Genomic DNA, 17,302 nt, shown 5'->3' with positions numbered 1-17,302 from the left:
ATTATTTCCCCCTTTCTTCAACGATTACGTCTTGAATGATTTCTTTTATATAGTCTGCGCGTTTCTCTGTTAACTCAGTTCCTTTAATTTCCTGATAGAAAGCCGCAAATAACTGTTCGTGAGTCATTTCTTGTTTTTCCTTTATTGTGTCTATTTCTTTTAATGATTGATGGATCAGATGGTGTTTTCGTTCTAATCGTAAAAGATTCGGGAAACGTTTTCTAAGTTTAGAAACAGGGTCTATGATCTGACCATCGTCCAATAGTTGTATTTGCAAATAATCTTCTGTTGGTTCAATAACTTGTCCATCTAAAAAATCTTGAAAGTAGCCTTCCACCTTTCGTAAGTCTCGTGGAGGTGTTAGCGGAATCGTAGTGAGTTTTTTTTCAGCTTTATCAAGTTCAAGAATGGTGATGGATTTATTGTGATGCGCTTCCGAAAATGAATATTTCATAATAGAACCACTATAGCGGATAAAGTCATCCGTTATGCGTTGGGCTTGATGAAGGTGTCCGAGTGCTACGTAATCGAAAGAACGAAATAAGTCTGCCTCAATATAGGGTGAACCACCAATCATCGTTAACCTTTCTTCTGATTCGGATTCCATTCCGCCAGCGATGAAGGCATGTCCGATTAAAATATGTTTCGTATTTTCTGACATTTCTTTTTTTATTTCTTCAACAATACGTTTCATTGCATCATGGTGAGTGGTGATTGAATCATCTTCAAAATAGTTTTTTACTTGTTCTGGTTCTACGTATGGTACTAAATGAAAGTAATAATCCGTTTCCTGATCGGAAAATTTGATTGGCTGAAATATTTCTTTGATCGATGTTGCTAAATATAATTGTTGAGATCGAAATATACTAGCACCAAAACCTAATCGGTCCGGGCTATCATGATTTCCTGCAATAGCGAGAATCGGAATCTCCAATTCTACCGATACTTTTGTAAAAAAACGGTTTAATATTTCTACCGCTTCACGAGGCGGAACTGCTCGATCATATAAATCACCGGCAATGATAATAACATCTGGTTTCTCTTGTCGGATGATATCTATTAATTGTTGTAAAACAAGATCCTGTTCTTCTGTCATATGCAGGCCATGGACAATCTTTCCTAAATGCCAATCTGCTGTATGTAAAATCTTCATGAAGCATTCACCATCCCTTCCATAATTTTAAATATATTATACACGAACAAATGATCGAAGTCTATTGAAATAGAACATGCGTTTGTGTATACTATTGCTGAGGTGATAAGTGTGGTACACGACCGCGGGAAAATTAAATGGGCATCTCTGATGTTACCAGAACACGTCACAATGTTACAGCAATTATTTGAAGAAGATCCACCAGTTGAAAAACCCATATTGAGTGAAGATTATTTATTAGAAATGGAATATACGTTACAAAAGGCCGTTAGCGTCAAAGAGAAAGTTGAAATTGAATATTATTCAGGTGGTAATGTGAAGGTGTTTATTGGAGAAATTGATAAAATTAAACATAACCAGCCACCTGTTCTTCTTCTTCGGAATGAGCATGAGCATAAAACAATACAGCTCAACGACGTCCTTGCTGTCGAGATTCTAATCGATCAATAAAAGCCATGAGTTGATCACTCATGGCCTTACTTCTTCGATATAAAGCTCCCATAGCTGATCAAACGTTACAATTGCTTCAGGAAATGGCGTATGCCACTCAATATAATCGCTAATTTCATCATAATCTTTCGCATGTTTGGGAAAGCTGTGATCATAAAACATCCAATCCGCTAACTTTTTTGGGTCATCTAATTGTTTATTCCCTCTATATTGCATCATAAAATGATAAAAAGACTTCATTGTGTGCAAACATTCCTTTTTTATTGGTTTTCCATAAATTCTCGGTGTTTCTCTGCTTTTTTGCGATAGACAATTCGTGAAAGTACAATACTAATTTCATATAAAACGATCAATGGAATGGCTACAACAATTTGTAAAATAAAATCTGGCGGTGAAATCATAGTACCGATAATAATCAAAATAAAGTAGCCGTATTTTCTAGTTTTACTTAAAAATTGCGGTGTTACAATACCAAGACTGGTTAAAAACATCGTAATCACTGGTACTTCGAAAAAAATCGCAAATGGTAATGTAACCCGGAAGATAAAACGGAAATAATTTTCTACCGTAAACATGGTATCGAACATACCATCATTTAAAGATAACACAAAAGGTAAAATGAGCTGAATAAAAATATAATAACCAAATGCTAAACCGGATATAAAAAGTACGAATACGATGGGGATATATCCCAATGACACACGTTGTTCTCTCTTGGTGAGACCCGGCTTCACAAAAAGCCATAATTGAATACATAAAAATGGCAGTGTTGCTGCGAAGGCAACAACAAATGCAATCATAAAAATAATCCAGATTATTTCTTCAGGTGATATTAAATTTAAGGTAATATCAATATCATCTAAAAAGAAATCTCTTATATCTTCAACAAAATACAGGCCACCAGCAAAGAAAATGACAAATATAAGCGCGGTCCATAATAATCGGTTTCTAAGTTCAGCGAAATGGTCTACATAGCCCATTTCTTTTTCATTTGGCATTGACTTGTCTTGCTCCATAACTAACGTCCCTTCATAAAAAACACTTGCATTCATGAAAAAGATGTAAAAGAAGTCCTTTTACATCTTTTTCAAATTATTTGCTTGATTTATCCTTGTCGTCATTCATAAGGTCGTTCGTTGCTTTTTTGAATTCACGCAATGAACTACCAACCGCCTTACCAATCTCAGGTAATTTAGATGGTCCAAAAATAACTAAAGCAATGATTAATATTAACATTAAACCAGGAAAGCCAATATTAGATAACATAACTTTCACCTCGATTGTCATTCATAAAGATATTATGATTTATTTTCTTTTGGTTCATTATCATCTTCCGTGATATCTTTTGCTGAATTTTTAAACTCTCGTAACGTCTCACCTGTTGCTTTACCGATTTCTGGTAGTTTCTTTGGACCAAAGATAACTAAGGCAATTACTAATATTAAAATTAAACCAGGTATTCCGATTCCAGATAACATATATTGCGCTCCTTTAATTAAAAGTCATAAGATAATTACTCTCATCTTATCATGATTTAACAGACTTGTCTTTACAAACGATGAAAATATTATGACTTTTTACGGTCATATTGGATAAAGTAATAATCGTATCTATTTTTTTCGTCCTTTTCACCTTTTTCCTTAGACGTCACAGTCCACTTAGATTCATCAAAATCAGGGAAGAAAGTGTCACCTTCGAAGGCTTCATCAATATAGGTCATATAAATGCGATCAGCAAAGTCAATTACTTGCTTAAATATCACTTCCCCACCAATCACAAACCATTCTTTTTCGGGATCTTCCTTGTTCCATTCTTTAATCTTGTCGATCGAGTTAATAACCTTGCAGTTTTCATGTTGAAAATCTTTATTTGAAGTTAAGACAATATTGTCGCGCTTTGGCAAGGGACCGTTCATCGATTCAAACGTTTTACGTCCCATAATAATGGAATTACCTAACGTAAGCTCTTTAAAAAATTTTAAGTCTTTTGGTAAATGCCATGGTAATGTATTATCTTTTCCAATTACTCGGTTTTTATCCATTGCAAAAAGTAACGAAATCATTCAACTTCTCCTCCTTTTACACAGCCACTGGAGCTTTAATGCTTGGATGCGGATCATAATTTTTTAATTCAATATCCTCGATTTCCACATCAAAAACAGACACGCCGTCTTTAATCGATAGTGTAGGTAAGTCTTTTGGTTCACGTTCTAATTGTGTTTGTACTTGTTCTAAGTGGTTCGCATAAATATGGGCATCACCAAATGTATGTATGAATTCCCCTGGTTCTAAACCACATTCTTTTGCAATAAGATAAGTTAGTAACGCATAACTTGCGATATTAAATGGCACGCCTAAAAAGATATCACCACTCCGTTGATATAGTTGACAGCTTAATTTACCATCCGCTACATAAAATTGAAACATGGTATGACATGGCGGTAATGCCATTGTTGGTATATCTTCGGGATTCCAGGCTGAAACAATGTGTCTTCTTGAATAAGGGTTATGTTTTATGGAATCAATAACCTCTTTTAATTGGTCAATCGTTTCGCCTTGAGTTGTTTTCCATTCCCTCCATTGTGAACCATATACAGAGCCAAGGTCACCAAATTTTTGAGCGAAATCATCATCTTCAAGAATTTTCTTTTTAAATATTGCCATTTGTTCATCATAATCTTTTTTAAATGTTGGATCTTTAGTGGAACGATGACCAAAATCGGTCATATCCGGACCTTTATAGTCCTCACTTTCCACCCAGTTTTTAAATGCCCATTCATTCCATATATTATTGTTATGACGTAATAAATAACGGATATTAGTATCGCCTTTGATAAACCACAATAATTCACTGACAATTAATCGAAATGGTACTTTTTTAGTTGTTAACAAAGGAAAACCTTCCGCTAAATTAAAGCGCATTTGGTGTCCAAATATAGACAATGTACCAGTGTTTGTTCTATCATCTTTTTTGGTGCCTTCTGCTAAAACCTTCTTACATAAATCTAAATAACTTCTCTCACTCGCCGACATTCTATTCTTCCTTCCTATTGCATAATTATTACAAATTCGTAACAATACTAACAAAAAATCATATTTTCATCATTTTAACATAAATTTTTCGTAAGTAATACTATTCGTAAGGGGTGGTTTTATGATGTTACAAGATCAAATATCACGAGTAGTAAAACACTCCGTCGCTTACAGCTTTGCATTTAGTCAACCATTTTCTTTTTATGTCGATGCGTATCCTATGATGCAAAATGAAATTCTAGAACAATCAGACATGTTAAAATACGGCATGCAGCATGAATCAATTCGGATGCTACAACATAAATTACAAAAGTTATCGTACTATGATTCGTCGATTGATGGGGAGTTTGGTGTCTTAACGGAATACGCCTTAAAAAAATTTCAAGAAGACCAAGTGCTAGATCAAAATGGAAAGGCGGATCAGCAAACAGTCAAATCAATTATTGATAAGGAAGAAAAACACCATCTTCAACAATTAAAAGAAAGTGATTTGGAGTTTTCCATCGGTGATACAGGTGATGAAGTGAACCACCTACAAGAAGCATTACACTATTTTGGATATTACCGAGCAAAGATTGACGGTATATATGGAGAAAAATCAGACCAGGCATTACAAGCATACAAACAAGATAAAGGCTTAGAGATTCACCACATTGAAGCAGAAATCAAAGAAGAAAAAGCGGTTGAACCTCAAATTGCTTCTGTTGAAGTAGTAAAGCAGGAGGAAAACACATCAGAGTCAACGGAAAAACAACAACAAAAAAACACAATTGAAATAGAGCATACTAATAATTCTGCAAAAACAGCAAACCTCAATGGACTGCTGACAAATGCTAAAGCGGTCATAGGCACCCCTTACCGTTGGGGTGGGACTACAACTTCTGGTTTTGATTGTAGTGGCTATTTACAATATGTCTTTCAGCAAACAGGTATAGCTTTACCTCGTACTGTTAGTGACATATGGAATGCTACGAAACAGGTAAACCAACCTTCTATAGGTGATATTGTCTTTTTTCAGACATATAAACCAGGCCCATCTCATGCCGGCATCTATTTAGGGAACGGCCAATTTATTCATGCAGGTGAGTCAAATGGTGTCGAAATTACGAGCTTAGACAATAGTTATTGGTCGGAAAGATACTTAGGTGCAAAACGAGTTACCTTACAATAAGTGAGACTTTGAAATAGCGTCCGTTTATCCCCATTTAGCTTTCTTGCCAAAGCTCGAATTTTGAAGTGGTGGTATTACGGACGATTACACCGTTATAAATCAAAAAAATCAATTTGCTTAGGATTTAAACCTGTATAATGGATATCCAATAAATCTAATAACTGTTTAGCATTATCGGCCGCATCCCCTCCAGAATTATTATTAAACAACACTGTGACCGATTTTGCTCTTTTTGTTAATGTTTGAATACGATCGGCCCACTCATGTAATTCATTGTGATTATAGCGATACAAAAAACGAACCTCTCGCCACTTGTCTTGCCCGTGATTATTCCAGCCGTGAACATTTCTGCCGTGAAAACGAATTAATACATGATCATTTGTCATCTCCGCGACTATCGGAACAGACCCTTCCCCCGCTTGCGGCTCGTCACATATTACATGTGTAACACCTAATTCTTTCAGTAAAGACAGCGTTTCATTTAGGTAGCCCTCAAACCAGGTACGATTCCGAAATTCTATCGCAATAGGAATATCTCCCATCCATTGCTTTATTTTTCTGATTTTTTGAAGATTATGTGGTTTCACAGAAAACCAAGGCGGAAACTGAAATAACACCGTGTTTAACTTATTTGCACGGATTACAGGTTTAATAGATTTAATAAAGTCATCCACTATTTGTTTAGCTTCACGGTTAGTTAATGACTTGCGGTCATGACCAGTTAGTGTTTGAAAGGCTTTTATTACAAAAGAAAAATTTTCAGGAGTTTCGTCTACCCACTTTTGATAATTTGCCGTCGACTGAATCGCATAAAAAGAACTGTCAATCTCCACTACTGGAAAATGTGAACTGTATGTATATAATTTGTGTTTCCTGTCTTTAACATTTTGATAGAGGGAAGCATGATCTCCCCACCCGGTTAAGCCAACTAAAATTGACATTGTGAACACCTCGTTAATGACTTGGTTTAGTACCGTGTTAAATTACTGCTAATAAGATACCATTTTTAAAGGTGTATGAAAAGGATTTATTCCTTATCTTCAAAGGACTTTGATACTATAGTAACCTTGACGTTTTTGGTAAAATAAGCTATATTAGACACAAGCAAAGAAGATGTTTTGGTTTCATTATTATCAGGTAGCTTCTATAGAAGTCGATGGAATGATGATCCTTAACTTCTGTAGTTGCTACCTTTTTCATATCGATCATCTTTTTTGTATTACCACGTTTTTGCGTGAAAGGTTTTAGGAGGAAAGATAACATGGAAAACGGTGTAGTAAAATGGTTTAACGCAGAGAAAGGCTATGGTTTTATTCAATTGGAAGAAGGAAATGATGTATTTGTACATTATTCTGCTATCCAACAGGAAGGTTTTAAAACGTTAGAGGAAGGTCAAGAAGTAACGTTTGAAATCGTAGAAGGCGAAAGAGGTCCTCAAGCTGCTAATGTAGAAAAAAAATAAATATAAAGACCAAGGCGATGATCACTGTCATCGCCTTTTATACTGTTTTCATTTGTTTTTTTTAGATGAAACACACGTTTCACTTACATATTTACACGATCTATGGTAATTTTATTTATTGACTATATGTACGAAGAAAGGTAGGAAAAATGTTGGAAAATGAACTTTTATGGCTTATTTTTGCCATTATAAATTTTGCACTATTAATTATTATGTACCGATTATTTGGTAAAGCTGGTCTTTTCGTATGGATTGGCATGTCAACTGTGCTTGCCAATATTCAAGTATTAAAAGCAGTTGAAATGGTAGGTCTTGTTGCTACACTCGGCAATATCACATACGGTACTGTCTTTTTAGCAACCGATATTTTAAATGAAAATCATGGAAAAAAGGAAGCGAAAAAAGCAGTCTGGATGGGGTTCTCCTCCCTGCTGATAATGACAATCGTCATGCAAATTGCTATCCGATTCACCCCACATGAAGATGATTTTGCTCAAGGGGCATTAGAAACAATTTTTGAGTTAATACCAAATATTGCAATTGGTAGTATGCTTGCCTATGTAGTTAGTCAGTATTTAGACGTGTGGATATATGGCAAACTGAAGCAATTGCTACCGTCTAATAAACATTTATGGATTCGGAACAATGGTAGTACAATGATTAGTCAATTTGTAGACACCTTAATATTTTGCTCTATTGCCTTTTATAATGAGTATGAATTTGATGTTTGGCTAAGTATATTATTTACCACTTATGTCATAAAATTTGTAGTATCAGCCTTGGATACACCATTTTTATATATTGCAAAGAAAATGAAACCACAACTTAAAGAAAATCTATAAGGTTTATAAGCAGATAACTACTTTTCTCACCTTTTAGGAGGTATGCAACAATGATTGAAGTGTATACAGATGGTGCAAGTAGAGGAAATCCGGGTCCAAGTGGTGTAGGTATCTTTATCAAACATGGCAAGATACAAATAGAAGAATCTCATTATATTGGGGAATATACAAATCATGAAGCAGAATTCATTGCATTAATCAAAGCATTAGAATACTGTAAAGAGCATTTTCCTGAGGAAATTATTTCTTGTCGTTCAGATGCAAAAGTAGTCGTTGATGCTACAGATAAAAGTTATGTAAAAAATAAAAATTTTCAAGTGTATTTAGATAGAATTACGAACTTAACAAGTACATTTCCTTATTTTTTTATTAAATGGATTCCAGAAAAACAAAATAAACGTGCTGATCAATTAGCACGAAAAGCTATCATAGATATCGATTAATCCATTAAGCCATTTTGTTTTAGTATCAAGATGGCTTGCTTTTTATTTGCGACGTTTTGGCGTGAAAATAATTCCAATAAACTTATGTAAAAGCTACGATCAAATGTCATTTGTAATTGTAATGTATAAAGTAATGCTAATTCGACATGTTCAACAGACGTATTGGTGTATTTTTGACCAAAATAAATAAAATGTACTTCTTCATCTGTTAGTTTAAAGCCTTTTGACCATAATTTTTCCAAAAAATGAGCCAACTTTTCACTGTCCTTCACTATAAATCCCTCGCTCATATAACACTATTTATTACGCTGTATCGGTCCATAAAACTCCTGCTTCAAGTCTCAATTCTCATATATCTCAGATTTAAAATGATTCTAACGTTAGTATAGATTTTTTCTAGTTAGAAGTCTAGTGTCTTTTCTATAATAATGTACTGCACCTCGAATGTTTTATCTAAGAGGTGCAGCTAACCATGAAATAATTATTTCATTGGCTTTTTACCGAAGTATTGATAGTAATCGGTTTTAATGAACGCATTAAAAAGCTTTCTCTTCTTTGATACTTTTTGGCCAAATAATGACTCGAATTTTTCGTTGGCTGTTAGAATGTAAATACTCCAGGTTGGATAATCCTTTAATACTTTTCCAAGCTTTTGATAAACAGCTTCTACTTGTTTCTTATCGCCTAATCGTTCGCCATAGGGAGGGTTACTAACAATGTAGCCTCCCTCCTTGTTTGAATGAAAATCAGTTGCCTGCATTTGCTTCCAACTTACTAAATCAGCTAATCCAGCTTCAATTGCATTATTTTTTGCTATTTCGACAACTTTCGGATCAAGATCTGATCCATAAATAGCAAGCGGCTGATCATAATTTGCTAAATCTTCCGCTTCTTCTAACGCCTTATCCCAAATTGTAGAAGAAATAAATTCCCATTCTTCTGCAGCAAATGAACGATTAAAGCCTGGTGCAATATTTTGTCCAATCAAAGCTGCTTCAATAGGAATTGTCCCAGAACCGCAGAAAAGATCATGAAATGGTTCATCGACTCGCCAATTTGTCAGTTGAACAAGTGCTGCTGCTAACGTTTCTTTTAATGGTGCATCCCCTTGTCCAATTCGGTAGCCCCGTTTGTGGAGACCGGCACCAGAAGTATCTAATGTTAATGTCACTTTATCTTTTAATAAGGCTACTTCAATTTTATACTCAGCACCTGTCTCTTCTAACCAGTTTGCAATACCATGTCTTTGTTTTAATTTTTCGACGATCGCTTTTTTTACAATGGATTGACAGTCAGGTACACTAAATAATTTTGATTTATGTGACTTACCTATAACCGGAAATTTCCCATCCTCTGGGATGAAGGTTTCCCAGTCTAATGCTTTTGTTCCCTCAAAAAGTTCGTCATATGTTGATGCTTCAAATTCTCCAACGACTAGCTTGATACGATCAGCGGTACGTAACCATAAATTACATCTTGCAATTGCTTGATGATCCGCTTCAAAGATTACTTTACCGTTCTCAACTGTTACTTCTTGATATCCAAGCTGACGTACTTCTTTTGCTACTAGGGATTCTAGCCCCATTGCTGCAGTTGCAATTAATTTCACCGTTTTCTTCATGTCTGCATTCCTTTCTCTTTACACATCTCATATAATTAGTTTTTCCAAGTTTTCAACTTAAGTTCCTGATAAGTCACTCTTTATGTATAACAAAACCCCTTTTAACAAAAAAGGGGTTTTTCTTCTTAATTAAATGACCGAATGAATGTCGATAAGCCATGTTCTGTTCTTTCGTACTCCAAGCGGTGGTCAGCCTCGTACCAAAGGTGTAATCATCTGTCTACAAGCATACGCTTGTCCTTCATTCGGTTGAATTCCCTACTAGAAGATGCCCCTACCAATATTTGGGTTGCTCACTCGAGGGGTTTACCTCGTTCCACCTAAATAGTTTCCTATTTAGCTACGTCACTGTGGCACTTTCAAGGTATTCACACCATATCAAAAGACGTAGGTGTTTTCCCTGCCGTTAACCATGTATAGGTTACCTTGACTTATGATTTCGTCAAGCACGAACACTACAAGCATCTCAGCTTGTGTGAGCATGGACTTTCCTCTACATATTCAGGATATGCAGCGATTACTTAACATTCATTCCTTCTCTGATTAAGCCTTCATTATTGTAACATGTATCGTTTATTAGTCAATGGAAAACATATCTTTCCTTTCCATATTACTCTTCATACTTTTTTCCAAAAACGGCTTTTTCTAAATTAGAAAGACGTTTTAAAATATCATAATTGACTTGATGATTAGATGTGCTCGGTCTAATTCTTGTATTGTCTGATTGTTTCTTCAAACGATCATTCTCTTGTTGCAATCTCGAAATCTCTTGTTGAAAAAATTCATAATCTTGAATAATAACATCTAAATATTCGTCTACATCTTCCTGATTATAACCTCTCATTGATGTTTTAAAACTTTTCTCTAAAATATCTTTTCCATTCAATTGGTTTGCCATTATATCCACCTCATTTAATCATTACTTCTCATTTTTTCAAAAAAGATATAAGTTGTCAATTTTTAATCCAATTCCATTTGATCGTTAACTTGCTGCTCTCTGACGATGTCTTCTAGGTCATTTGGTGTAATAAATACTATCATATAACTGCTCTTTTCTTGGTGTTGCTTAGCTTTATCTAAAAAATATCCCACACTACCGGGGTAATCCTCATCCACAAGCATTAAACATCCTTCCGATTTTTCTAATAACCAATAATCTTTTTTTATGAATTGGTATGGGGCTTTGTAATTTTCATTGTATAAAGGTTGGTAGAAATCTGCTTGTTCTGTAACTTGTAAAAAAGCTTCCTGATAAACTTCCGGCCATCTTGATTCATATTCTAGAAAAGGAGGAAATATTCCTAGCTTTATAGGATAAGTCGATTTCAATTCTATAATTACTTGTGCCGCCCATAATTCAACGCCCATTTGTCCAGACATGATCACCCATTCTAATCCTTCATCGATTAGAGATAATAGCCTTTGTTTAAATGCAGTTTTTACAAACTCAATACGTGTGTCTTTTTCATTCTTAATATTCAATTCCATCGGCTTGTTACCTGCTATTGTTATGACCTTCAATTTCACACACACTACTTTCTCAAAAAAAGAAACTTTAAGTACTAGTATAAAACATATCACCATGATATTCTAGTCATGGTCAAAATTTCTATGTATAGAAGCCATATTTATGTTGTGAAAATATAATTAATGAATCAAAGCTGAATTATACGTCGTAACTTAGGAGTGGAAGTGGCCGCCTACGCTTAGTGGGACTCTGCAACTATTGCAAATGCTCATATTTTGGATTGTAAAACTTAGATAATAAATCAGCTTATATTGATAACAATGGTGAATAATCTAACGACATATTGATAGGAAATCGTGAATATGGCCAACGTGATTATTGTTGCTTGAGTTGTAGAACATTAAAAAGCGCAGGCGTCCGCTTCAACTCCTGCGGGATGTTTTTTCCACGTTGATAACTGTCCGTAATCCCATTCATAAAATTTTTATTAGACAAAAAAATAACTTATGGGATACGGTCAGTAACAACCTGATAAGTTTCGCTAACAATCAGTGGCAAACCTCCACTGATTGAAGTCTCACTTTATCCGAAGATCCACTTTTTAAGTGTACTTTGCTTAAAAAGTTAGCTGAGGAGAAAAACCCGCGGAAAGGGAAGCGGACAAGCCTGAGCGATTGCAAAGCACATATAATATCTCATAATTACCACTACAATAGTGTCGCACAATCCTGCTTTTATTCATCAAATAAGTTGATTTTTTAAACAAAACAAACTGTCATGATTGGATCATGACAGTTTTGTTGCTTTAGCGTGGCATATTGTTTTGTGGGTTCCATTGTCCTGGTTGATTAAAACCCCCGAATTGCCCCGGTCCTTGCATTGGTCCACCATATACATTAACTTGATCTACCGTATTTTGATAAGAAGTCGTGTGTGGGAAATAATGAGTATTTTTCACAAGGTGATGATTAACACAAGTTGTATGGGATGGGTGAATATGCTTTACTTCACTTTCGGTACAAGTGTTTACTTGATTACATTTCGTAGGATGGACAACAGTTTGCGTTGGCATTCCACAGCCAAAAGGTCTTCGATGTCTCATAAATAGTCACCTCACTAATATTATTCTATACTAGCGTATGTCATACTAGTGAAGATTGTCTAAGACATCAACCTATAAACCCCACATTTTTATAAACGTATATCATTTTTTAACAGATCAAAAACATAAAATACAGATTGATATAACTCCATGTATCTTTTTTTTCGTACATCTATGTAATAGCTATGAAGTAGCAATAATTTTATGTTCTCTTCTGTAGACTCTACTTGCTGTGGATGGACTTGTACCTCTCGATTTTTGACAAATAGTAAAGCTTCTTCATACCATTTATCTACTTTATTGAAAATAGGTTCCGTTTGTTCTTTTACAAAAGCAAAAAATTCCGGATCACGTTTATTTTTAGGTTTTTCATGTGTTAGATAATATTCTTGTAATGCGGACAACTCTTTTTCTAATTCTTCCATATATGTTAACAGTAACAATGAATTACCGCCTTTCTTAAATAGTTGTAATCAACCATACTGTAACATGATTTAAAAGAAAAAAATACTGTTAAGCCCCCTCTTGATTATTCCAATAGGTTATATCAGGAGAAGTCTTTGTTTCTAATGTCTGTTCCATCTCTTCAACTATATTGATCAAATGCCCCAATTTGTTTTCACATGTTTCTTTTGTGAAAATATATTGACTGTTGTTCATAGTAATTCCTCCCACTCTTTTTTAGTACTATTCGAGTTTGATGTTTGAAATACCTTGTTATTGACAAAACTAGAACTAACTTTACATCAGTACGCATAATACGTATTTTTTAAACAAAATGAGTCAAACTAATTAATAAAAGGAGGGATTTATGATGAGAGTAAATAATAAAAGAAAAATGAATAACAAACGTGATAAGCAACAAAACAAAGAGATTCTTAGTGAAACCGAACAAAAACTTAAACGCCCAAATCGCCCATCAACTTAGATCAAAAGTCGACATTGCTCCCGTAATGTCGACTTTTAACTAAAAATAGATATATGTTATGAAAATCCCCCCATATAATTGTTACAATTTATCGAATAATAAAGTTAGGATATTGTTGTTGTAGCAAGCTTTATCAACCATTTTGATTGAAGAATTTGGTTGCTTAGCGTATGATAGATCTATCCATTGCATATTGATATGATGGATGGTTGGTGATGTAGGAGGGAGTTTTATGCAGTATCCAAATGGGAAAAAGTCATCACTCGTTAGGAACAAAAGACATAAAAAACAGACGGTTTATAGTAACCGAGGGATGTCATTGGAAGAAGACATTAATGATACGAATCAATATTACTTATCACATAATTTAGCCATCATTCATAAGAAACCAACACCTGTTCAAATTGTGCATGTTGACTATCCCAAACGTAGTGCAGCAGTCATAAAAGAGGCATATTTTAAACAGGCTTCTACTACAGATTATAATGGTATATATAAAGGAAAACATATCGATTTTGAAGCAAAGGAAACGAAAAATAAACTTTCCTTTCCACTTCATAATATTCATCAACATCAAATCGATCATATGAAACAAGTGGTAGACCATAACGGTATTTGCTTTATTTTGATTCGCTTTAGTGTCTATCAAGAAACCTACTTGTTTCCTGCTGAGAATCTATTTAAATACTGGGAACAACAATTTAAAAATAATGGAAGAAAATCATTACGTTATGAAACTGTGAAAAAGCAAGGTTATATAATACCTGTTCGATATCAAGCAAAAGTAGATTATCTAGCTGTTATTGACCAGTATTATATCGAGAACGGAGGAACAACAAATGGCAGATAAAAGCCAATCTAGAATGGCAAGAAGAGAACAAGTAAAGCAGAAGAAATCAAAGAAGAAACCGATCGGCAAAAAAATTATGAAGTATGGATTGTTAGCTATACTCTTAATAGGTTTAGGAGTAGGTGTACTCTTCACCTATTATATTAGTACAGCACCTTCGCTAGATGCTGAATTACTTTCAGATCCAGCTTCGACAAATCTCTATGATATTAATGAAGAAGTATTTGCTAAATTAGGAGCAGAAAAACGTACAAAAATCCAATATGATGACATATCAACAGTATTAGAAGATGCTATCTTAGCTACAGAAGATGTACGGTTCCATGACCACATGGGGATCGATTTAAAACGTATTGGTGGTGCCGTGATTGCTAACTTTAGAGACGGCTTTGGCTCACAAGGAGCAAGTACGATTACTCAGCAAGTAGTAAAAGGATCGTTTTTATCAAATGATAAAAAATTAAAGCGAAAAGTACAAGAACAATGGTTAGCTCTTAAATTAGATCGAGAATTTAGTAAAGAAGAAATCATGGAAATGTATGTAAATAAAATTTATTATGGAGCAGGAGCGTATGGTGTTGCAATGGCTGCTGAAGTATATTTTGGAAAGACAGATTTAGAAGAACTTACTTTAGCCGAAGCTGCAATACTAGCAGGTATTCCTCAACGCCCAAGTGCTTATGATCCATTCGTCAATCCAGATTTGACAAAAGAAAGAAGGAACACTGTACTAAATTTAATGGTGCAACATAACAAAATAAGTGAAGAAGAAGCAGATGAAGCAAGAGAAGTAAATATTGAAGAATTACTAACAGAAAAAAAACCGGACTTTGTAAAATATGAAGGATTTATCCAACAAGTAAGAAAAGAAGTACAGGAAAAAACGGGTGCAGACATTTACAAAGATAGTTTAGATGTGTATACAACGTTAGATCCTGATGCACAAGAACATGTTGAGTTTTTATTAAGTGATGCAGAGGATAATCCGATTGATTATAGTGCAGATGAAGATATGCAAGTAGGTCTTACACTACTAGATACAAAAACAGGTGCAATTAGAGCGATTGGCCCTGGTAGAAATCGTGAAAATGACGGTTGGAATTATGCAATCGATGGTGATGGTCGTCAAGGTGGATCGACAATGAAGCCAATTATCTCTTATGGACCTGCTATTGAAGAACTACAGTGGTCTACCTACCATCAAATCAATGATGATAAACCGTATCCAATTGCAGGTACGGATTCGTCCATACGAAATTGGAATAGGAGTTATCAAGGGTGGATGTCAATTCGATATGCCCTACAAGAATCATTAAATGTACCAGCCGTAAAAACGTTAGAAGAAGTTGGCAATAGCACCGCAAAAGAATTTGCAGAAGGAATTGGTATGGATTTTGAAGCAGACTTTACGATCACAGACGCCATAGGTGGGGCTGGTTCAAGTGTCACTCCTGTAGAAATGGCAGGTGCATATGCTGCTTTTGGGAATGAAGGAATGTACAATGAACCATTTTCTGTCCTGAGAGTGGATTATGCGGATAGAAGATCAGAAGAACTACAGTCTGAATCTACTGTTGCGATGTCAGATTCTACGGCATATATGGTGACAGATATGTTAAAAACGGTTGTAACGGAGGGAACGGGTACACGAGCTAATGTATCTAACTTGCCGCTTGCTGGAAAAACGGGTACAACAAACCTTACAGATGAAGAAGGTGGCGGTAGTCCCGATGCCTGGTTTGCAGGTTATACCACCAATTATACGATTGCTGTATGGACGGGAATTGATAAGGAACGTAGAGCACTTAACAATACGAAGATTGCACAAGATCTGTTTAGAGAAACAATGACTTTCATTTCTAAAGATGTGGAAACATCAGATTTTGATAAGCCAGATTCCGTAGTTGAAGTGCAAGTTGAAAAAGGCTCTAATCCTGCTAAACGTCCGAGTGAATTCACACCTGATTCCGAAATCGTTTCAGAGTTATTTGTCAAAGGGACGGAACCCGGTAACAATGAAGTTTCCGAAAAATATGATAAATTAGACCCGGTCTCCAACCTATCAGCTTCGTATGATAAAGAACAAGAAATAATCACAGCGGAATGGGAACATGATGATGACGATGTGAATTTTAATGTATCAGCAGGAACTGATGGTTCATTAAATGAAATAACAGAAACAGGTGACAAGCAAATAGAAATTTCTAATGTTGATAAAGGAACAACATATACAATTGAAGTTGTTGCGGTAAACGATGATATGGAAAGTGATCCGGTGACAGTTACTGTAGAAGTTCCAGAAGATGAACCTGAGGAGTTACCACAAGTAAGTCAATTGCACCAAACCTTTGATCCTGCAAATCGTTCTGCTTTGATTAGTTGGGAATACAATCAAGATGGACCGATTGAGTTTGAAATAACCGTTCAAGATGGTGGCCAAACTATTGATCAATTCAATACGAATAAGAAATCAGTAAACATTACACAACTACAAAATAATAAGACATATACAATTAGTGTGACACCTTTCTTAAAGAATAATGATGTACGTGGTCCTTCGGCAAGCATAGAAGTGTCGACTCAAGGACTAGACAATGAGCAAGAAGACAATGAACAAGAAGACGATGACAGTAATGAAGATGGGAATCAGGAAGAACCAGAAGAAGATGATGATGATGAACAACAAGATAATGAAAATGGAAATAATGATCAAGATCAACAAGAACAAGATAATCAAAATCAGGACCAACAAGATCAAGAAGAATAAAAAAGCAGCAAGG

Annotated in this window: 22 protein-coding genes and 1 other RNA gene; 7 read left to right on the top strand and 16 right to left on the bottom strand. The window is 35.0% G+C overall.

What is annotated here, in order from left to right; translation table 11 throughout:
* Position 1 precedes the first annotated feature (1 nt).
* A complete protein-coding gene (locus BN3107_RS10790) occupies positions 2-1,153 on the bottom strand; it encodes an exonuclease SbcCD subunit D (protein WP_058307628.1) in 1,152 nt (383 codons plus the stop codon).
* Positions 1,154-1,264: 111 nt separating this feature from the next.
* On the opposite strand from BN3107_RS10790, the gene BN3107_RS10785 reads away from it, so the two are divergent.
* Positions 1,265-1,603 (top strand): YolD-like family protein, encoded by a 339-nt coding sequence (locus BN3107_RS10785; protein WP_058307627.1) that lies wholly within the window; start codon positions 1,265-1,267, stop codon positions 1,601-1,603.
* An 18-nt stretch (positions 1,604-1,621) separates the two neighbouring features.
* On the opposite strand, the gene BN3107_RS10780 is transcribed toward BN3107_RS10785, so the two are convergent.
* From BN3107_RS10780 to BN3107_RS10755, 6 genes are all read right to left on the bottom strand, one after another.
* Positions 1,622-1,843, bottom strand: coding sequence for a YozE family protein (locus BN3107_RS10780; RefSeq protein ID WP_058307626.1), 222 nt, complete (start codon positions 1,841-1,843; stop codon positions 1,622-1,624).
* Between the two features lie 20 nt (positions 1,844-1,863).
* Entirely contained in the window at positions 1,864-2,619 is a 756-nt protein-coding gene (gene tatC, locus BN3107_RS10775; RefSeq protein ID WP_058307625.1) for a twin-arginine translocase subunit TatC, read from the bottom strand.
* A 76-nt stretch (positions 2,620-2,695) separates the two neighbouring features.
* Positions 2,696-2,869, bottom strand: coding sequence for a twin-arginine translocase TatA/TatE family subunit (locus BN3107_RS10770; RefSeq protein WP_058307624.1), 174 nt, complete (start codon positions 2,867-2,869; stop codon positions 2,696-2,698).
* Positions 2,870-2,901: 32 nt separating this feature from the next.
* Entirely contained in the window at positions 2,902-3,081 is a 180-nt protein-coding gene (locus BN3107_RS10765) for a twin-arginine translocase TatA/TatE family subunit (RefSeq protein ID WP_058307623.1), read from the bottom strand.
* A gap of 89 nt (positions 3,082-3,170) precedes the next feature.
* Positions 3,171-3,665 carry a dihydrofolate reductase gene (locus BN3107_RS10760; protein WP_058307622.1) on the bottom strand — a complete coding sequence of 165 codons (495 nt, stop codon included), beginning with the start codon at positions 3,663-3,665 and terminating at the stop codon, positions 3,171-3,173.
* A gap of 16 nt (positions 3,666-3,681) precedes the next feature.
* Positions 3,682-4,635: a thymidylate synthase gene (locus BN3107_RS10755; protein WP_058307621.1), complete on the bottom strand. Its 954-nt coding sequence runs from the start codon at positions 4,633-4,635 to the stop codon at positions 3,682-3,684.
* A 121-nt stretch (positions 4,636-4,756) separates the two neighbouring features.
* On the opposite strand from BN3107_RS10755, the gene BN3107_RS10750 reads away from it, so the two are divergent.
* Positions 4,757-5,806 (top strand): C40 family peptidase, encoded by a 1,050-nt coding sequence (locus tag BN3107_RS10750; protein WP_058307620.1) that lies wholly within the window; start codon positions 4,757-4,759, stop codon positions 5,804-5,806.
* Between the two features lie 92 nt (positions 5,807-5,898).
* Here the strand turns inward: BN3107_RS10750 and BN3107_RS10745 are convergent, their stop codons facing one another.
* Positions 5,899-6,747: a DUF72 domain-containing protein gene (locus tag BN3107_RS10745; RefSeq protein WP_058307619.1), complete on the bottom strand. Its 849-nt coding sequence runs from the start codon at positions 6,745-6,747 to the stop codon at positions 5,899-5,901.
* Between the two features lie 320 nt (positions 6,748-7,067).
* On the opposite strand from BN3107_RS10745, the gene BN3107_RS10740 reads away from it, so the two are divergent.
* The 3 genes from BN3107_RS10740 to BN3107_RS10730 all read left to right on the top strand — a co-directional run bounded on the left by BN3107_RS10740 (position 7,068) and on the right by BN3107_RS10730 (position 8,553).
* On the top strand, positions 7,068-7,268 hold the full coding sequence (locus BN3107_RS10740; RefSeq protein ID WP_058307618.1) for a cold-shock protein: 201 nt from the start codon (positions 7,068-7,070) through the stop codon (positions 7,266-7,268).
* Positions 7,269-7,420: 152 nt separating this feature from the next.
* Positions 7,421-8,110 carry a queuosine precursor transporter gene (locus BN3107_RS10735; protein ID WP_058307965.1) on the top strand — a complete coding sequence of 230 codons (690 nt, stop codon included), beginning with the start codon at positions 7,421-7,423 and terminating at the stop codon, positions 8,108-8,110.
* A 50-nt stretch (positions 8,111-8,160) separates the two neighbouring features.
* Positions 8,161-8,553, top strand: a complete 393-nt coding sequence (locus BN3107_RS10730) for a ribonuclease HI family protein (RefSeq protein WP_058307617.1) — start codon at positions 8,161-8,163, stop codon at positions 8,551-8,553.
* Here the strand turns inward: BN3107_RS10730 and BN3107_RS10725 are convergent.
* The 8 genes from BN3107_RS10725 to BN3107_RS19825 form a co-directional block, all read right to left on the bottom strand.
* Complete coding sequence (locus tag BN3107_RS10725) at positions 8,550-8,843, bottom strand: DUF6123 family protein (RefSeq protein WP_262359950.1); 294 nt, start codon at positions 8,841-8,843, stop codon at positions 8,550-8,552. The genes BN3107_RS10730 and BN3107_RS10725 overlap by 4 nt on opposite strands.
* Before the next feature lie 191 nt (positions 8,844-9,034).
* Complete coding sequence (locus BN3107_RS10720) at positions 9,035-10,174, bottom strand: THUMP domain-containing class I SAM-dependent RNA methyltransferase (protein ID WP_058307615.1); 1,140 nt, start codon at positions 10,172-10,174, stop codon at positions 9,035-9,037.
* A gap of 147 nt (positions 10,175-10,321) precedes the next feature.
* Positions 10,322-10,703, bottom strand: an RNA gene (gene rnpB / locus BN3107_RS19415) — RNase P RNA component class B.
* Between the two features lie 81 nt (positions 10,704-10,784).
* Positions 10,785-11,072 carry a cell division regulator GpsB gene (gene gpsB / locus BN3107_RS10715; protein ID WP_058307614.1) on the bottom strand — a complete coding sequence of 96 codons (288 nt, stop codon included), beginning with the start codon at positions 11,070-11,072 and terminating at the stop codon, positions 10,785-10,787.
* A 62-nt stretch (positions 11,073-11,134) separates the two neighbouring features.
* Positions 11,135-11,701, bottom strand: a complete 567-nt coding sequence (locus tag BN3107_RS10710; RefSeq protein ID WP_262359949.1) for a DUF1273 domain-containing protein — start codon at positions 11,699-11,701, stop codon at positions 11,135-11,137.
* A gap of 746 nt (positions 11,702-12,447) precedes the next feature.
* Positions 12,448-12,744, bottom strand: coding sequence for a CotD family spore coat protein (locus BN3107_RS19410; RefSeq protein WP_077065094.1), 297 nt, complete (start codon positions 12,742-12,744; stop codon positions 12,448-12,450).
* 89 nt (positions 12,745-12,833) lie between these two features.
* Complete coding sequence (locus BN3107_RS10700) at positions 12,834-13,187, bottom strand: DUF1798 family protein (protein WP_082631283.1); 354 nt, start codon at positions 13,185-13,187, stop codon at positions 12,834-12,836.
* A 70-nt stretch (positions 13,188-13,257) separates the two neighbouring features.
* Positions 13,258-13,404 carry a hypothetical protein gene (locus tag BN3107_RS19825; RefSeq protein ID WP_156416116.1) on the bottom strand — a complete coding sequence of 49 codons (147 nt, stop codon included), beginning with the start codon at positions 13,402-13,404 and terminating at the stop codon, positions 13,258-13,260.
* 500 nt (positions 13,405-13,904) lie between these two features.
* Here BN3107_RS19825 and recU point away from each other — a divergent pair, with 500 nt between their 5' ends.
* Together recU and BN3107_RS10690 are read left to right on the top strand one after the other, a co-directional pair.
* Positions 13,905-14,522 carry a Holliday junction resolvase RecU gene (gene recU / locus BN3107_RS10695; RefSeq protein WP_058307613.1) on the top strand — a complete coding sequence of 206 codons (618 nt, stop codon included), beginning with the start codon at positions 13,905-13,907 and terminating at the stop codon, positions 14,520-14,522.
* Entirely contained in the window at positions 14,512-17,289 is a 2,778-nt protein-coding gene (locus tag BN3107_RS10690; RefSeq protein ID WP_058307612.1) for a penicillin-binding protein 1A, read from the top strand. Before recU ends, BN3107_RS10690 begins: the two co-directional genes overlap by 11 nt.
* The last annotated feature ends 13 nt before the right edge of the window (positions 17,290-17,302 follow it).

Origin of the sequence: Gracilibacillus massiliensis, from assembly GCF_001458115.1 — a bacterium.
GTDB lineage: Bacteria > Bacillota > Bacilli > Bacillales > Amphibacillaceae > Gracilibacillus > Gracilibacillus massiliensis.
Note: the sequence above shows the minus strand (reverse complement) of the source record. Positions and strands in the feature narration are given on the sequence as shown.

Excerpts from the sequence above, each read along its gene's own strand:
- BN3107_RS10790 (WP_058307628.1), bottom strand. The coding sequence starts at position 1,153 with ATGAAGATTTTACATACAGCAGATTGGCATTTAGGAAAGATTGTCCAT.
- BN3107_RS10780 (WP_058307626.1), bottom strand. The coding sequence starts at position 1,843 with ATGAAGTCTTTTTATCATTTTATGATGCAATATAGAGGGAATAAACAA.
- tatC (WP_058307625.1), bottom strand. The coding sequence starts at position 2,619 with ATGGAGCAAGACAAGTCAATGCCAAATGAAAAAGAAATGGGCTATGTA.
- BN3107_RS10770 (WP_058307624.1), bottom strand. The coding sequence starts at position 2,869 with ATGTTATCTAATATTGGCTTTCCTGGTTTAATGTTAATATTAATCATT.
- BN3107_RS10765 (WP_058307623.1), bottom strand. The coding sequence starts at position 3,081 with ATGTTATCTGGAATCGGAATACCTGGTTTAATTTTAATATTAGTAATT.
- BN3107_RS10760 (WP_058307622.1), bottom strand. The coding sequence starts at position 3,665 with ATGATTTCGTTACTTTTTGCAATGGATAAAAACCGAGTAATTGGAAAA.
- BN3107_RS10755 (WP_058307621.1), bottom strand. The coding sequence starts at position 4,635 with ATGTCGGCGAGTGAGAGAAGTTATTTAGATTTATGTAAGAAGGTTTTA.
- BN3107_RS10750 (WP_058307620.1), top strand. The coding sequence starts at position 4,757 with ATGATGTTACAAGATCAAATATCACGAGTAGTAAAACACTCCGTCGCT.
- BN3107_RS10745 (WP_058307619.1), bottom strand. The coding sequence starts at position 6,747 with ATGTCAATTTTAGTTGGCTTAACCGGGTGGGGAGATCATGCTTCCCTC.
- BN3107_RS10740 (WP_058307618.1), top strand. The coding sequence starts at position 7,068 with ATGGAAAACGGTGTAGTAAAATGGTTTAACGCAGAGAAAGGCTATGGT.
- BN3107_RS10730 (WP_058307617.1), top strand. The coding sequence starts at position 8,161 with ATGATTGAAGTGTATACAGATGGTGCAAGTAGAGGAAATCCGGGTCCA.
- BN3107_RS10725 (WP_262359950.1), bottom strand. The coding sequence starts at position 8,843 with ATGAGCGAGGGATTTATAGTGAAGGACAGTGAAAAGTTGGCTCATTTT.
- BN3107_RS10720 (WP_058307615.1), bottom strand. The coding sequence starts at position 10,174 with ATGAAGAAAACGGTGAAATTAATTGCAACTGCAGCAATGGGGCTAGAA.
- gpsB (WP_058307614.1), bottom strand. The coding sequence starts at position 11,072 with ATGGCAAACCAATTGAATGGAAAAGATATTTTAGAGAAAAGTTTTAAA.
- BN3107_RS19410 (WP_077065094.1), bottom strand. The coding sequence starts at position 12,744 with ATGAGACATCGAAGACCTTTTGGCTGTGGAATGCCAACGCAAACTGTT.
- BN3107_RS19825 (WP_156416116.1), bottom strand. The coding sequence starts at position 13,404 with ATGAACAACAGTCAATATATTTTCACAAAAGAAACATGTGAAAACAAA.
- recU (WP_058307613.1), top strand. The coding sequence starts at position 13,905 with ATGCAGTATCCAAATGGGAAAAAGTCATCACTCGTTAGGAACAAAAGA.
- BN3107_RS10690 (WP_058307612.1), top strand. The coding sequence starts at position 14,512 with ATGGCAGATAAAAGCCAATCTAGAATGGCAAGAAGAGAACAAGTAAAG.